The organism is Clostridium sp. (assembly GCF_050717515.1).
Taxonomy (GTDB): domain Bacteria; phylum Bacillota; class Clostridia; order Clostridiales; family Clostridiaceae; genus Clostridium_AD.
This window is the reverse complement of the sequence record NZ_JBOITL010000013.1, coordinates 90,623-107,074: the sequence shown is the minus strand read 5'-3', so window position 1 is coordinate 107,074 and position 16,452 is coordinate 90,623. Positions and strand designations below refer to the sequence as shown.

Genomic DNA, 16,452 nt, shown 5'->3' with positions numbered 1-16,452 from the left:
GGCTAAATAGGAATTTTAGGTAAGTAATAGAGGGAGTTTCCTTAAAGGGGATTATATATTATGAGTGAGATTTTAGAGAATATAGAAGAGAGTAATGAAGAAAAAATAAAAAGTGATATTTTTAATATAAGTAAAATGATAATAGAAGATGATAATATGATACAAGTACTAAAGATGGCAAGCAGGGTTTCTAGGGTAAATACCACAGTACTTGTGCAAGGAGAAACAGGAGTTGGAAAAGAAGGGATTGCGAAGTATATACATTATAATAGTTTAAGAAAAGAGGAAGCTTTCGTTGCCATAAATTGTGGAGCTATACCTAAAAACTTAATAGAATCCGTGCTCTTTGGCTATGAAGCAGGAGCTTTTACAGGAGCAAATAAGCAGGGTAAAATAGGGCTATTTGAGCTTGCAGATAAAGGAACTATATTTTTAGATGAAGTTGGGGAGTTATCACAAGAGGTTCAAGTTGAACTTTTAAGGGTACTACAAGAACATGAGATAGGAAGAGTAGGTGGATTAAAGCCAGTAAAGGTGGATGTTAGGATAATAGCAGCAACAAATAGAGATTTAAAGGAAATGATAGTGGAAAATTTATTTAGAGAGGATTTATACTATAGACTTAGTGTTTTTCCTATAAAAATACCACCTCTAAGAGAAAGAAAAGGAGATATTGTACCACTTATCAAGTTCTTTATGGAAGAAATTAATGAGATGTATGGACTCAAAAGTTATTTTAGTGATGAGGCATTAGATTGCTTAAAGTATTACTCTTGGCCAGGAAATATAAGAGAACTTAAAAATATAGTAGAAAGGTCTGTGGTTATGAGTGATAACAAAATTATATATGGAAAAGATTTGCCAGAATATATAAGTGATAGCTACAAAGGAAATGAACTAGAATTTAGTATAAGCAATTTAAGTATAAAAGGATGTAATTTGAAGGATATAATTCAGACTATAGAAGAAGAAATAATCGAGGATGCTATGAGACGTTATGGAAATATAAGAATGACAGCAAAAGCTTTAGGGGTTAACCCCTCTACATTAGTTAGAAAAAGGCAAAAATACAATAAAGAAAACTAAAAGAAAACTCTCTAAACTTCAATAAAAGTTTAGAGAGTTTTCTTTTTATGACTAAAATCATCTCTTTCGGAGCTGTAATTAACGACTTCAGAAGGAGACTTTCCTTCTGAAATGTCCTTAAAGTATGCAAAGTTGCACTGTATGCATTTTTGGATATGGCTAATTTGAAGGATTTGATTCAATAATTAAAAAAAGAGTTGCAATTCAGTAAAATGATTATAAGGTAAGTAAAACTATGAAAATTTTATAAATAAGATTTTAACATAGGCGTTTTAAGGGGCAAGCTATTAAAGAATAATAAATTATATAGTTGGCACGGCTATTGCTTAGTATATATACATCAAGAGAAATTGGGGGGATATATTATGCCATTAATGACAAGGGAAGAATATATTGATAGTTTAAGAAAATTAAAACAAAAAGTTTATTTATTTGGAGAGCTTATAGAAAATCCTGTGGATCATCCAATGATAAGACCATCATTAAATTCAGTAGCTATGACTTATGAACTTGCGCAGAAAAATGAATATGAAGGTTTAATGACAACTACATCAAGTTTAACAGGGAAAGTGGTAAATAGATTTTGTCATATTCATAAAAGCAATGATGATTTAATAAACAAAGTTAAAATGCAGAGATTATGCGGTCAAAATACAGGAGCATGTTTTCAAAGATGTGTTGGTATGGATGCTTTTAATGCTGTATATAGTACTACTTTTGAGATTGATGAAGCTCATGGAACTGATTATCATAAAAAATTCAAGAAATACATGGAGTACGTTCAAGAAAAGGATTTAGTTGTGGATGGAGCAATGACAGACCCTAAGGGAGACAGATCACTGGCTCCAAGTAAACAAAAGGATTTAGATTTATTTTTAAGAGTTGTAGAGAGAAGAGAAGATGGAATTGTTGTTAGAGGAGCAAAGGCTCACCAAACAGGAATGGTTAATTCTCATGAAATATTAGTTATGCCAACAATAGCAATGGGGCCAGATGATAAGGACTTTGCTATCGCATTTGCTGTGCCAGTTGATGCAGAAGGTATCTTTAGTATATATGGAAGACAATCTTGTGATACAAGAAAGTTAGAAGAGGGTGCAGAGATAGATTTAGGAAACAGTACTTTTGGAGGACATGAAACCCTAACTATATTTGAAGATGTATTTGTTCCAAATGAAAGAATATTTTTAAACGGAGAAGTAGAGTTTTCAGGAATGCTGGTAGAAAGATTTGCAGGATATCATAGACAAAGCTATGGTGGATGTAAAGTTGGAGTTGGAGATGTACTTATAGGAGCATCTGCTGTGGCTGCTGATTATAATGGAGCAAATAAGGCATCTCACATAAAAGATAAGCTTATAGAGATGATTCACTTAAATGAAACCCTATACAGCTGTGGTATTGCCTGTTCCTGTGAAGGCTCTGCTACAAAGTCTGGAAACTATCAAATAGATTTGTTACTAGCAAATGTTTGTAAACAAAATATAACAAGATTCCCTTATGAGATAGCAAGACTTGCAGAGGATATAGCAGGAGGGTTAATGGTGACAATGCCATCAGAGAAAGACCTAAAGGACCCTAAAATAGGACCATATATAGAAAAATATTTAAAGGGCGTAGCTAGTGTACCAACTGAAAATAGATTAAGAATACTAAGACTTATAGAAAATTTAACGCTAGGAAGTGCTGCCGTAGGTTATAGAACTGAGTCAATGCATGGTGCTGGTTCACCACAAGCTCAAAGAATAATGATATGGAGACAAGGTAATTTAGACAAAAAGAAAAAATTAGCTAAAGTTATAGCAAAAATTAAGGAGTGAAATTCTTATGGAGTGGAAAGAGGTATATAAAGAAAAAATAGTTACGGCTAGTGAAGCTTCGCAAAAAATAAACTCTGGAGATCGGGTAGTTATTGGTCATGCAGTTGGAGAACCTAAACTAGTTATAGATGCAATGATTGAAAATAAGGAAAGTTATGGAGATGTAGAAATAGTTCACATGGTGGGAATGGGAAAAGGAAAATATGCAAGAGAAGAAATGGCTCATCACTTTAAGCATAATTCCTTATTTGCTGGAGCATCTACAAGAGAAGCTATAAATAGTGCTAGAGGAGAATTCACACCTTGCTTTTTTTCAGAAATCCCAAGATTATTTAGAGAAGAGTATTTAAAGGTAAATGTGGCTATAATTCAAGTTTCAGAGCCTGATGAACATAGTTTTTGTAGCTTTGGAGTTTCAAATGATTACACTAAAGTAGCTGCAGAGTGTGCAGACATAGTTATAGCCGAAGTTAATAAGAAGATGCCAAGAATACTTGGCGATAATTTTATACATCTTAAAGATATAGATTACATAGTAGAGGCCGACTATGAAATTATGGAACTTAAAAAAGGCGAAATAGGAGAAGTAGAAAATGAAATAGGAAGAAACTGCTCCTTTATTATAGAGGATGGATCTACATTACAACTGGGAATAGGTGCCGTGCCAGACGCTGTACTTTTAAATTTGAAAGATAAAAAGGATTTGGGTATACATTCAGAGATGATATCAGATGGAGTAGTAGACCTTGTAGAAGCTGGAGTTATAAATAATAGGAAAAAGACAATTCATAAAAATAAGATAGTAGCTACATTTTTAATGGGAACAAAAAAACTATATAATTTTGCAGATAATAACCCAATGATAGATATGTTCTCTGTTGATTATGTAAATGATCCATATGTTATAAGTCAAAATGATAACATGGTATCAATAAATTCATGTATACAAATAGATTTGATGGGACAAATAGCATCAGAGTCTATAGGACTTAAGCAATTTAGTGGAGTGGGAGGACAGGTAGATTTTATTAGAGGTGCAAATAGATCTAAAGGTGGTAAAGCAATAATAGCAGTTCCATCAACAGCTTCTAAAGGCACAGTTTCTAGAATAGTCCCATTTTTAGATAATGGAGCTACAGTAACAACATCAAGAGCAGATGTTCATTATGTAGTTACGGAGTATGGTATAGCAGAACTAAGAGGAAAGACATTAAAAGAAAGAGGCAGAGCTTTAATAAATATAGCTCATCCTAAATTTAGGGGAGAGCTAATTAAAGAGTGGGAAAGAAGATTTGATAGTAAATTTGATTATTTTATATATTATAAGATTCATAAGTAAAGGATGATAAAAAGATGGTTTATATAAAAGAAGAGTATTGTAAAGGATGTCAGCTTTGCATAGATTTTTGTCCTAAAAAGGTTTTAGTTATGAGCCTTGGAAAAGCAACAGTTGAAAAGGGAGACTTATGCATAAGCTGTGGTATATGTGAGAGAATTTGTCCTGATTTTGCTATAACAATAGGAGGGGACAAAAATGAGTAATATGGTATTAATGCAAGGAAATGAAGCCTGCGTTGCGGGTGCAATAAAAGCTGGAATGAAGTTCTATGCAGGTTATCCAATAAGTCCTGCTAGTGAAATTGCTGAAATAGCATCGGTAGAATTGCCTAAGGTAGGTGGCAAGTTTATCCAGATGGAGGATGAGATAGCAGGTATGGCAGCAGTAGTTGGAGCTTCACTAGCAGGCTTAAAATCAATGACAGCTACAAGTGGACCGGGATTTTCATTAAAGCAAGAGGTTATAGGATACGCTTCAATGGCGGAGATACCCTGCGTAATAGTAGATGTTATGAGAGGAGGTCCAAGTACAGGACTTCCAACATCAGTATCACAAGGTGATGTAATGCAAAGCATGTGGGGAACTCATGGAGATCACCCAGTTATTGTAATAACACCTATAAGTGTATCAAGTATTTATAAATTAACTATAGAAGCATTTAACTATGCAGAACAGTATAGAGTCCCAGTAATACTGCTATTAGATGAAGTTATTGCTCATATGAGAGAAAGTATATCTTTAGAGGATTATGAGGCTGAAATAGTCCATAGGAAAAAACCGGATTATTGTAATAAAAATGGATTCAAAGCCTATGAGATTACAAAAGATATGGTACCGGCCATGGCAAATATAGGTGAGGGTTTTAATTTTCACGTTACAGGACTTAGCCATGATGAATATGGATATCCATCAAATTCAAATGAGGTAGCTGGAGATCTTATAACTAGACTTTTATGTAAAATCAAAAATAATAGGGGTAGCATAGTTAGATATGAAGATATTAAAACAAAGGGTTGCAAAAATCTAATAGTTTCATTTGGTTCTGTAGCAAGAGTATGCAAGGAATTAGTAGAAGGTGAAAACCTTGAAGACACAGGATTATTTATACCTTATACTATATGCCCATTTCCAGACAAGGAATTAGAAAAAATCATAGAGGAAAATAATATAGAGAATATATTTGTACCGGAACTAAATGCAGGACAGCTTATAAATGAAATAGATAGAATATCAAAAGGCAGGTGCAAAGTAGTTGGAATAAATAAGTATTGTGGTGAAATATTTGAGCCAAGTGAAATTGTAAATGCCATAAGGGGAGAGCACAGATGAATCAAGGGCTAATAGATAAGTATTTAAGGAAAGATAAATTGCCACATATATGGTGTAGTGGATGTGGTAATGGAATAATATTAAAAGCATTAGTTGAGGCTATAGATGCTTCAAATATAAATAAAGAGGATATATGTATTGTAGGGGGTATAGGCTGCTCATCGAGAGCAGCTCAATATATGAATTTTGATACAATACACACATTACATGGGAGAGCTATACCTTATGCTACAGGAATAAAACTAGCAAATCCTAAAATGAAAGTTATAGTAATATCTGGTGATGGTGATGCAACCGCTATAGGTGGAAATCATTTAATACATGCTTGTAGAAGAAATATAGATTTGACTGTAATTGTTTTCAATAACAATATATATGGAATGACAGGAGGGCAATGTTCACCTACAACGCCAAAGGATGCAAGAACAACTACATCTGAAGGTGGAAATCTTTGTAGAGATTTTGACATATGCAAGTTATGTGATGCAGCAGGAGCAACTTATATAGCTAGAAGTACAGTAGCGCATTACAATCACTTAGTAAAATCTATAGAAGCTGCCATTTTAAGAAAAGGATTTTCAGTGGTGGAAGCACTAACTACTTGCCCCGTTCAATATGGAAGAAGAAATAAATTAAAGAAGCCTTCAGATATGATAAATGTTCTTAAAAATGGTGGAGCAGAAAATGAAAAACTTAAAATAGGAGTTTTCAAGGATGAAAATGAAGATGAATATGTAGAGCAGTACTTAAAATATATTAGCACCCAGGTGATAATTTAAGGAGGAAGCTTAATCATGGATAAAAGAGAAATAATTTTCACGGGACTTGGAGGACAAGGAATAGTTAAAGCAGGAATAATACTGGCAGAAGCTGCGGTACTGGAAGGAATGCATGTTGTTCAAACTCAAAACTATGGACCGGAATCTAGAGGTGGATGCTGCAGGGCAGATGTAATAATTTGGGATAAGGATATATCTTATCCAAGGGTAGACAATGCAGATATAATTTTAGCCTTAAGTCAAAGTGGGTATGACAAGTTTAAAAACAATTCAGCAGAAGGTGCTGTTGTAATTGTAGATGAAACTGTAGATATCGAAGGAGATAGTAATTGCATTAAACTACCTTTAATAGAGGCATCAGAAGTGCAGCTTAAGAATCCTCAAAGCATAAATATGTTATGTTTAGGAGCCTTGGCAGCAGTAACAAAATTAGTTAATTATGAAAGTTTAAAGAAAGCTATAAGTGAAAATGTGCCAAGGGCCACTTTGGATAAAAATATGGTAGCTTTTAATAAAGGGATATCTATGGTTGAAGCTTTAGCGTAACAATAAATTTAAAATTACAAAGATTGATAGGGGGAACTAAACATGGAAACAAAAAGTTATGTAGATTTATTAATGGAAAAGGGAAGAAGGGCTCAAAAGGAATTTGAAAAATTTTCTCAAGGTCAAGTAGATGAAGTAGTAAAGGCTATTGGAAAAGTAGTATATGATAGAGCAGAAGAATTAGCAAAAATGGCTGTAGATGAAACTAGAATGGGCGTTTACAATGATAAGGTAGCAAAAAATAAAGGAAAGTCAAAAATGATATGGAAAAGTTTAAAGGATAAGAAGTCAGTTGGAATAATAGAAGAAGATATTGAAAATGCAATTATAAAAGTGGCTAAGCCTATGGGCATAATTGGAGCTGTAACTCCATGTACTAATCCAATAGTAACACCTATGTGTAATTCGATGTTTGCATTAAAAGGGAGAAATGCAATAGTAATAGCTCCTCATCCAAGAGCTAAAAAATGTGCCAAATATGTAGTAGGTTTATTCAATGAGGAACTTAAGAAATTAGGGGCTCCAGAACACTTAATTCAGGTTATAGAAGAACCATCTATAGAGCTTACAAATGATCTTATGAAGAAGGTAGATGCAGTTGTTGCAACTGGTGGAATGGGAATGGTTAAGGCTGCATATAGTAGTGGAAAGCCAGCTTATGGCGTTGGTGCTGGAAACGTTCAATGTATAATTGATAGAGATGTAGATATAGAGGAGACTGTGCTTAAGATTATAGAAGGAAGAACTTTTGACAATGGAATAATATGCTCAGGGGAGCAATCTATAATAGCACCAAAAGAGAAGTTTAGTGATATAATGAGCCTGTTTAAGAAAAATGGAGCTTATTACGTAGAAGATGAAGAAATAATCGAAAAATTTGCAAAGGTAATATTTCCTGAAGGGACTATAAATGGAAAAATAGTTGGTCAAAGTGTTGAATTTATAGCTAATATGGCTGGAGTTAATATTCCTAAGGGAACTAAGGTTATAGTTTTAAAGGCTAGGGGATATGGGGACAAGGATCTATTATGTAAAGAGAAAATGTGCCCTGTTATGGTTGCCTTTGAATATGATAAATTTGAAGATGCAATTCACATAGCTCAAAGTAATTTAGAAGTAGAAGGAAAGGGTCACTCTTGCGCTATACATTCAAATAGTATGGAAAATATAAAATTAGCTGGTGATAAATTAACAGTAAGTAGAGTAGTAGTTAATCAACCATCAGCAACTTGTGCAGGTGGTGGAGCGAAAAATGGATTTGCTCCAACAACTACACTTGGATGTGGTTCCTGGGGAAATAACAGTATTTCAGAAAACTTAGATTACAAGCATCTTATAAATATTTCAAGAATAGGTTTATATAATGAAAATGCAAAAGTATTAACAGATGAAGAAATTTGGAATTAGGCTAAACGATAAAACAGTTGACAATTGTCAGCTGTTTTCGGATATTAGGAATATGGGAGGGTAATAATGAAACTTTTAGAATTAAGACCACAGATATGTAAATTTGATAATTGTTTAGAGTTCGCTAATGAATTTAAACTAGGGGAAAAGGATTTAATATTCACTAACAAATTTTTATATGAAAGATTCCTTAAAACTTTAAATACAAATTGTAACTATATATTTCAAGAAGACTACAATTTAAAAGAGCCTTCAGATGATATAATAGATAAAATAATAGGAGAAATAAAGTATAAGAAAATAGATAGAGTTGTTGCAATAGGTGGCGGTTCTATAATAGATATTGCTAAAATATTAATATTAAAGGATGTAACAACAACTAAAGAGCTTTTTGAAAAAAAGATACCTATAGTAAAGGAAAAGACGCTTATAATAGTTCCTACAACCTGTGGAACAGGAAGTGAAGTTACAAATATATCAATTACAGAAATAAAATCAAAAGGTACAAAAATGGGTCTTGCTGCAGACGAGCTATATGCTAATTATGCAGTTTTAATACCAGAACTTGTGCGCGAACTTCCTTATGAATTCTTTGTATATAGTTCAATAGATGCGCTTATACATGCTATAGAGTCATTAGTATCCCCAAAAGCAAATGCTTACACCGAAATGTTTAGCTTTGAGGCTATTAAGATAATAATAAATGGTTATAAGGCTATAAAAGAAAAAGGTGTGGATTATAGAAAAGAGATAATAGAAGACTTTCTTATAGGGAGTAACTATGCTGGCATAGCCTTTGGAAATGCAGGAGTTGGAGCTGTACATGCACTATCCTATCCCTTAGGAGGAAAATATCATGTGCCTCATGGCGAAGCAAATTATGCATTCTTTATAGAAATATTCAAATTCTATAATAGAAGTAATCCAAATGGAAAAATCAAGAGGGTTAATCAATTTATAGCTGATATTCTTAATGTGCCAGAAGAAAAAGCATATGAGGCATTAGAAGAGCTACTAAATAATCTAATAGTAAGGAAGAATCTAAATGAGTATGGCATGAAGGAAGAGGAAATAGAAATATTTAGCCAAGGGGTTATAGAAACTCAGGGGAGACTGCTTCAAAATAATTATGTAGAAATGAGCTTGGAGGATATTAGGGGTGTATATAGGAGGTTGTATAAATAGTAGGTTGAGGTGGAGGTATTCCTTAAAGGGAATATGTTTGAATATACAGAATATGTGAAATGCTTCTTGCTACTAAAAAGAAAAATGTAGAGGTGTGATAATTTAAAAAGATATTAAAACTTTGTAATTAAGTTTTGATATCTTTTTTTGTTAAGTTAGTGATTGAGAGGGAAGGCTTTAAGTTAAATAATGGTTAAAAATAAAAAAACATTATAGGTAAAATAAAGATATAGTGTTAAAAATTGTAGTATAATGAAAGTAGGCGAACTAAGTAACTAGTGTGTCTACCGTGACTAATTCAAACGCAAATAATAATTTATTAGAACAGTGACATAGACTAATGTAGAGGAGTTTAAAATGAGTATTAGAAGTACAGCAAAAGCAATTATTGTTAATAAAAATAAGGTGTTATTGAACAAATGTTTTGATGAGTATAACGGTGATTATTACTCATTGCCTGGTGGTGGGCAACATACATACGAAACATTGCATGAAGCGGTGATTAGGGAATGTCTTGAAGAAACTGGATATTGTGTTATTCCAAAGACATTTATAGCATTATGTGAAGAAATATGTGAAAATCCTAAAACGAGAGAGTTATCCCCAGAATATATTCATAAGATGTATCACATTTTTCTATGTGAATTAGTTGGGGATGTTGCAAAAAATCCAACAGAAATTGATGAAATGCAAGTTAGCAGTGAATGGGTTGACATAGAACATTTAGATGAAATTCGTCTATTGCCTAATGCCTTAAATTACAATATTGGAAAAATGATTAAAAATGAAATGCCTATGTTTTTAGGTGCGGAACGTATCCAATATAATCATGGTTGATAGTTGTTAAATTTTAATTTGTCTTACTGAACAAAATGAGCATAATGTGCAGTTGAGTTAATGCATGTTTTTCAAATATTGTAACGTATCAGTAAGATATTGCGGTGTAAAGCAAAACGTTATGAAAAAACAATTATTTCTATAATAAATATTTCTATAATAAATATTTCTATAATAAATATTAATGGAGGGGGGTGTGATTTTATGTTAGATTCAGTAATTAAGTCATTGTTTATAACAGTAAAGAAGAGGTGTGAAATTTATGAAAAAAAACCTATTATTAATTAAGCTTATAATTGCAATATTGTATCTAATTCTTTGTATAACTTTATTCGTTTTTTTTATTTTATATAAAAAAGCTTATAGTACAATAATTACATATTTAGGCTGTATAGTATTAGGGTTTTATCTTACTTATAAATCCTATAAAGATTTTAAAAAATAGTTAGTTATACTAATAAGGGGTACGGTACCTACTCATGGTTTGTCCCTACATCCCTGTGTACTTAAAAGTAATATATTACATAACAATATCAAATATTAGTATTAAGTAACATTCAAATTGATATTCTATATCAAAATACAAAAAATTGTTAGTAAATAAGGTTAGTGAAGTTACACAAGTACATTGTGTAACTTTCAAATATTTTAAAAAGGTTAAAATATATACAAGAATTAAGAGAAGATTATACTTGAGAAGTTTGGTGAAGAACTTGAACCAGATGAGGATGGACATTATTATGAATATACACAGCAAGATATTTGTGAACAGATAAGGAAGATGATTAGGTAAAATTAAGTTCAGTAATTAATTATAAATCTTTAATTAATAAATATATATACTTCGTAATTGTATTTCAGTCTGACATAACTTTGTATTATTGGGGGGATAATTTGACTAAACATGAATTTGGAATAATGGATGAAATTATGTATAACGTACGGTATGACTTTTATGACCCTGAAGAATATAATTGTATTTCCGTTAATGATGATTTTATTGAGGAAATGCTTCACAATTATTTCGAAGATTTTAAAAAAATGAAAGTTTATGCACACACCACAAGTTACCCAGTATGGGGTCTTAATTATGATGGAATAACTCTTATCCCACCAGAGTCTCTTCAACAATTTAGTGACATAGTTATAAGAGCGAATAGGCACTATAAATCGCAACAACTTGGATTATTGATTGACATGTTATATGAAGCAATGGAGAACAATAAATTTTTAATTCATTTCGGAATATGAGTATTATTCCTATTAGGATGTGAGTAATATTTTTCTTAAATTTTGTCACAATTGTAAAAAAAAGTGCGCAGCAATTGAATAGTAATAATGGTTATCTGTATAAATAAAAGAAAATAAAACATATAATAGGAGGTTTGTGGTGAATATAGGACAAGTAGTACTTATAGTAGTTTCGGTAGTGATACTATTGGACAGTATAAATTTATTAACAAATACATCTAAAATATTAGTTAAATCCTCAATGAAATTAAGGACATTTTGTAATTCCAGTATAAGAGGAGCAATAGCTAAGAATCATGACAAGACATCTAAAATACTGGGAATACAGGGTATAATATGTGGAATGCTATTCCTAATGATTTCAATTAATATTAATAATACTGAATTGAGTAAAGGTTCAACGGGATTATTTATTCTACTGGCAATATCAGTATTCAACCTATTTATATTAGGAGTAATAGTCCCATCCATTAAATAGGTGTATTTTATTTGTAATTCCTAATTGAGTGTATGAAGATGAACGAGTTAAGGCCGTAATAGATGTATTGATAAGTGAGTTTGAAATTAACTATGAAACTTTAGCATATATAATGCATAGAGACTTATATATGCTATATTCTTACACAGGTGTTGCAGTAAATGTAAATATAGTCTATAATAACAATAATAACTTAATAAATAGTTATCTAAGGTACCTTTTAAAGGTTTAATAGGGAAAGTGGTCTAAATCCACTGCAGCCCCCGCTACTGTACACGGAGACAAATCTATACCACTGGCAAGCGCTGGGAAGGTTGGAGGAGAGTGACCCGTAAGCCAGGAGACCTGCCTAGATGATATACAGCTTTATCCTACGGAGGGACGGGATGGCAATTATATATGCTTTTTGCATTATATTGCTTTCACATGGGATGTGAAGGCATTTTATTTTTTGTAAAATCTTTTACTCGACCTTTTGTAGGTCGAGTATTTTTATTTTTTTGGTCATAGTGATTTTAAAGTTAAAATAAAGTTGAGAGGAGTAAATAGATGAAGAGTATATTAGTTGTTGGACATGGAAGTAGATCAAAAGAGGCATTAGAGGTTTTTAATAGGATGCTAGATAATTTTAAGTTGAAAGTAGAGGGGAATGTGGAGGGATGTTTTATGGAGTTATGTGCGCCAAACATACCGGATACAATTGACATTATGTATAAAAATGGTACTCGCGACCTAGTAGTAGTTCCATATTTTCTTTTCTCAGGAATTCATATTAAGGAAGATATTCCTGGAATTTTAAAAGAAGTTAAAGCCAAGTATGAAGACCTTAAAATATCAGTGGCAAAACCAATTGGATACAATAATATAATTGCAGATATCCTCAAAGAAAATGCAGAGGGCGAATTAACATGTATTTAAAAAAACCTATGGAAATAGAGTATAAAAGCATGGATATAATTGAGGCACAGCTTGGGGAACATGGACTTAGCCCCATGGCGCTTAAGGTTGTAGAAAGGACAATACATACCACTGGAGATTTTGATTACAAAAACATAGTTAACATAAAATTAGGAGCAATAGAGGAAGGCATTAAGGCAATAAAGGGTGGATGCAGAATTGTAACTGATACAACTATGGGGCTTTCTGGAATAAATAAAAGAGCACTTGAAAAGCTAAACTGCACTGTGGAATGTTTTATTGGACATGAGGAAATATTTAAGAATGCAAAGTTAAAGGGCATAACAAGATCCATGGCATCTATGGATTATGCAGCAAGAAGCCAAGTTGATATTTTTGTAATAGGTAATGCTCCCACTGCCTTATATAGAATTGGTGAGCTTATAAATGAAAATAAGGTGACACCAAAGCTTATTATTGGGGTTCCTGTTGGATTTGTTGGGGCCGCAGAATCTAAGGAATATATTAGGGGATTTGATGTGACTTCAATAACAACAATAGGTACAAAGGGCGGAAGTAATGTGGCGGCATCCATAGTAAATGCATTAATATATATGGCGCTAGATGGCAATCGAGATGAATGACCACTATGTAATAAAATATGGGAAAAGCCTTAGATGTGGATATACAACTGGAAGCTGCGCGGCAGCGGCGGCAAAGGCTGCGGCTAAAATGTTACTAAGTGGCGAAAAGTTAGAAAATATATGCATAGATACACCTGCTGGAATCCTGCTTACTTTGAAGCCTGGAGATATTCATATAGAAGAAGGTTATGCTTATTGTTGCATTGTTAAAGATGCAGGAGATGATCCTGATTCTACGGACAAAATAGAGATATACGCAAGAGTGTCTAAACGAGAGGATTCTCAGATCCTCATTGATGGAGGAGAGGGCATAGGCCGAATTACAAGAAGTGGTTTTTGGGGAAAGAGTGGCACAGCGGCAATAAATCCTGTTCCAAGGAAAATGATTGCAGATGAATTATTAAAGGTGTCAAATTGTGGGTTTAACGTATTGATTTACGCACCGAAGGGAAGGGAAATAGCTAAGAAAACCTTTAATTCAAATCTTGGAATAATTGATGGTATATCCATAATTGGAACAAAGGGAATAGTTGAGCCCATGTCTGAAGATGCGCTTAAAAAAAGTATTTATATAGAAATTGATGATGCCTATGACAAGGGAACAAGGGAAATAGTGTTGTTCCTCGGAAATTATGGTGAAAAGGTTGTTTCTGATTTAAATCTTCAGGGAGCTAAAATAAAAATATCAAACTTTATAGGCGATATGCTACTTTACTCTAAAAATAAGGGCTTTAATAAAATAACCCTTGTGGGTCATATTGGAAAGTTATGCAAGCTATCTATTGGAGCCTTTAATACACATAGTAAGATTTGTGATGTTAGGATCGAAGCTTTTGTTTATTATCTTGCATTAAATAGTGCACCCCTTACACTAATAAATTCTGTTAATGAATGTAAAACTTCAGAAGAGGCACTTAAGCTTATAATAGATAGCAATTATACTGTTGTGATAAATAATATGATAGCTGGCTCTATTGATAGAATAAAAAGATATCTTAAGGATGATGAATTTAGCATCCATGTAATTATGTATTCAATGGATTATGGAATACTTGGGAGGAAGCTATGATTAAAGTTGTTGGAATGGGTCCAGGAAATATAAAATATATTACAATGGAAGCAATAAATGCAGTAAAATCCGCAGATAGGGTTATTGCATTTGGCAGAATAGCTAGCACCGCAAAAATTCTAGTAAATGATGTTATTGAAGTAAATAGGGTTGATGGGATAATAGAAAACTTAGATGATAATGTAAATACAGCAATACTTGCCTCAGGGGATCCTTGTTTTTTCGGTATTATAGATTACCTAATAAAGAAGGGTATTGTAGTTGGAGAGGTAATACCAGGAATTTCTTCCTTCCAATATATGATGTCAAAATTAAAAAAGAGCTGGCAGGATGCCTTACTTATAAGTCTTCATGGAAGAGAAGAAAACCTCTCAAAAGTTATTAAAAGTAGGCTATCAGTAATACTTACGGATAGCAAAAATAACCCTGATTTCATATCGAAAAGATTATATGAACTGGGGGTAGTTGGAAAAATATATACTGGGTATAATCTCTCTTATGATGAGGAAGTTATATTAATTAATGATATAGGTGGCGAAATAGAAATAGCAGGGAATATATCAGTGGTGGTGATAGAAAATGAAATGGCTTAGGGATGAGGAGTTTATACGTGGAAAGATTCCTATGACTAAATTTGAGGTTAGAGTTCTTACCCTTGCAATGCTTGATATATCAGCTGATGATGTATTTTTAGATATTGGTGCAGGAAGTGGTTCAATATCTATTCAAGCAGCGCTTCAAGGTGCAAAGGTATTTGCAGTTGAGAGAGAGACTGAAGGGTTAGAACTTATTTTTAAAAATGCTAAAAAGTTTAATGCAAGCGTAGATGTCATAGGTGGAAATGCGCCAGAGGTACTTTGTAATATTGAAGATTTTAATAAATGTTTTATTGGTGGAAGTGGTGGGAAACTTCATGATATTGTTTGCGCTGTAAGTGGAAAGCAACAAAGGGGTGGACTTATTTGCGGGAATTTTATTATCCCTGATAACATGATTCAATTTAAAAATTTGTTAAAGCAGTTAAGCTATGAAGATATTGAGGTTAGACTTATTCAATGTGCAGTTATGGATAGACTGGGACTTATGAAGGGTCAAAACCCTGTATATATAGTTAAGGGGAGAAAAATATGAGGAAGATTTATGGAATAGGAGTAGGGCCAGGGGACAAAGAGCTAATTACACTTAAGGGTTATAATCTAATTCGTAGTTGTGATTATGTGTTTTTGCCATGCAGCAAGGGAAATAGTCTTGCAGGAAAAATAGTTAGTGATTATATTGTGGACAAGAAGGTTATTGAAATTGAGTTCCCTATGGGTGAAGACAATGAAGAAAGATATATAAATGCAGCTATTAAAATAAATAAAATACTGGGTGAGAACCAAGTTGGAGTATTCCTAACCCTTGGTGATCCAATGACCTACAGTACTTATTTATATTTGATGTTTCAGCTTAAAAAAATGGATCTCATTGTGGAAACCATTCCAGGGATAACTTCATTTAATGCAGCAGCATCAAGACTTTCATTGCCTCTAACGCTAAGAGATGAAAGCTTTTACCTTGCAGATGGGACTCTAGACGAGGAAATACTTAAGAGGGTTGATACAGTTTGTGTGCTTAAGATAATAAAAAATAAATTAGATATAATGGACAAACTAACAAAACATGGGTTTGAATATGTTTGTGTGAAAAGATGTACACAAGAAAACGAAACATTAATATATGGAAAATCAGAAATACTTGAAGATAACGATTATATGTCTTTGATATATGCAAGGAGGAAATAAT

General features: G+C 32.8%; 19 protein-coding genes and 1 riboswitch. All 19 genes read left to right on the top strand.

The window, feature by feature from the left end:
* Positions 1-60: 60 nt before the first annotated feature.
* The 19 genes from ACREV6_RS03825 to cobI all read left to right on the top strand — a co-directional run bounded on the left by ACREV6_RS03825 (position 61) and on the right by cobI (position 16,451).
* On the top strand, positions 61-1,086 hold the full coding sequence (locus ACREV6_RS03825; protein ID WP_431576692.1) for a sigma-54 interaction domain-containing protein: 1,026 nt from the start codon (positions 61-63) through the stop codon (positions 1,084-1,086).
* 365 nt (positions 1,087-1,451) lie between these two features.
* Complete coding sequence (locus tag ACREV6_RS03820; protein ID WP_431576691.1) at positions 1,452-2,906, top strand: 4-hydroxyphenylacetate 3-hydroxylase family protein; 1,455 nt, start codon at positions 1,452-1,454, stop codon at positions 2,904-2,906.
* 7 nt (positions 2,907-2,913) lie between these two features.
* Positions 2,914-4,245 (top strand): acetyl-CoA hydrolase/transferase family protein, encoded by a 1,332-nt coding sequence (locus ACREV6_RS03815; protein ID WP_431576690.1) that lies wholly within the window; start codon positions 2,914-2,916, stop codon positions 4,243-4,245.
* A gap of 14 nt (positions 4,246-4,259) precedes the next feature.
* Entirely contained in the window at positions 4,260-4,448 is a 189-nt protein-coding gene (locus ACREV6_RS03810; RefSeq protein ID WP_125005648.1) for a 4Fe-4S dicluster domain-containing protein, read from the top strand.
* Positions 4,441-5,574, top strand: a complete 1,134-nt coding sequence (locus ACREV6_RS03805) for a 2-oxoacid:acceptor oxidoreductase subunit alpha (protein ID WP_431576689.1) — start codon at positions 4,441-4,443, stop codon at positions 5,572-5,574. The genes ACREV6_RS03810 and ACREV6_RS03805 overlap by 8 nt, the downstream gene beginning before the upstream one ends.
* Entirely contained in the window at positions 5,571-6,353 is a 783-nt protein-coding gene (locus ACREV6_RS03800) for a 2-oxoacid:ferredoxin oxidoreductase subunit beta (RefSeq protein WP_431576688.1), read from the top strand. The genes ACREV6_RS03805 and ACREV6_RS03800 overlap by 4 nt, the downstream gene beginning before the upstream one ends.
* Positions 6,354-6,368: 15 nt before the next feature.
* The gene (locus ACREV6_RS03795) at positions 6,369-6,899 is read left to right on the top strand and encodes a 2-oxoacid:acceptor oxidoreductase family protein (protein WP_431576687.1); all 531 of its coding nucleotides are present in this window, start codon (positions 6,369-6,371) and stop codon (positions 6,897-6,899) included.
* A gap of 42 nt (positions 6,900-6,941) precedes the next feature.
* Entirely contained in the window at positions 6,942-8,306 is a 1,365-nt protein-coding gene (locus ACREV6_RS03790; protein ID WP_431576686.1) for an aldehyde dehydrogenase family protein, read from the top strand.
* Between the two features lie 66 nt (positions 8,307-8,372).
* Entirely contained in the window at positions 8,373-9,491 is a 1,119-nt protein-coding gene (locus tag ACREV6_RS03785; protein ID WP_431576685.1) for a 4-hydroxybutyrate dehydrogenase, read from the top strand.
* A gap of 357 nt (positions 9,492-9,848) precedes the next feature.
* Entirely contained in the window at positions 9,849-10,328 is a 480-nt protein-coding gene (locus ACREV6_RS03780) for an NUDIX domain-containing protein (RefSeq protein ID WP_431576684.1), read from the top strand.
* Positions 10,329-11,222: 894 nt separating this feature from the next.
* Entirely contained in the window at positions 11,223-11,579 is a 357-nt protein-coding gene (locus tag ACREV6_RS03775; protein WP_431576683.1) for a hypothetical protein, read from the top strand.
* Between the two features lie 139 nt (positions 11,580-11,718).
* Entirely contained in the window at positions 11,719-12,057 is a 339-nt protein-coding gene (locus ACREV6_RS03770) for a hypothetical protein (protein WP_431576682.1), read from the top strand.
* A gap of 28 nt (positions 12,058-12,085) precedes the next feature.
* Positions 12,086-12,289 (top strand): HTH domain-containing protein, encoded by a 204-nt coding sequence (locus ACREV6_RS03765; protein ID WP_431576681.1) that lies wholly within the window; start codon positions 12,086-12,088, stop codon positions 12,287-12,289.
* Positions 12,251-12,424: riboswitch (cobalamin riboswitch) on the top strand. It overlaps the preceding gene by 39 nt.
* A 182-nt stretch (positions 12,425-12,606) precedes the next feature.
* Complete coding sequence (locus tag ACREV6_RS03760) at positions 12,607-12,975, top strand: sirohydrochlorin chelatase (RefSeq protein WP_431576680.1); 369 nt, start codon at positions 12,607-12,609, stop codon at positions 12,973-12,975.
* Positions 12,966-13,598, top strand: a complete 633-nt coding sequence (locus tag ACREV6_RS03755) for a precorrin-8X methylmutase (RefSeq protein WP_431576679.1) — start codon at positions 12,966-12,968, stop codon at positions 13,596-13,598. Before ACREV6_RS03760 ends, ACREV6_RS03755 begins: the two co-directional genes overlap by 10 nt.
* Entirely contained in the window at positions 13,591-14,667 is a 1,077-nt protein-coding gene (cbiD, locus tag ACREV6_RS03750; RefSeq protein WP_431576678.1) for a cobalt-precorrin-5B (C(1))-methyltransferase CbiD, read from the top strand. The genes ACREV6_RS03755 and cbiD overlap by 8 nt, the downstream gene beginning before the upstream one ends.
* Positions 14,664-15,260, top strand: a complete 597-nt coding sequence (cbiE, locus tag ACREV6_RS03745; protein WP_431576677.1) for a precorrin-6y C5,15-methyltransferase (decarboxylating) subunit CbiE — start codon at positions 14,664-14,666, stop codon at positions 15,258-15,260. Before cbiD ends, cbiE begins: the two co-directional genes overlap by 4 nt.
* Complete coding sequence (cbiT, locus tag ACREV6_RS03740) at positions 15,247-15,798, top strand: precorrin-6Y C5,15-methyltransferase (decarboxylating) subunit CbiT (RefSeq protein WP_431576676.1); 552 nt, start codon at positions 15,247-15,249, stop codon at positions 15,796-15,798. Before cbiE ends, cbiT begins: the two co-directional genes overlap by 14 nt.
* Positions 15,795-16,451, top strand: coding sequence for a precorrin-2 C(20)-methyltransferase (gene cobI, locus ACREV6_RS03735; protein WP_431576675.1), 657 nt, complete (start codon positions 15,795-15,797; stop codon positions 16,449-16,451). Before cbiT ends, cobI begins: the two co-directional genes overlap by 4 nt.
* The last annotated feature ends 1 nt before the right edge of the window (position 16,452 follow it).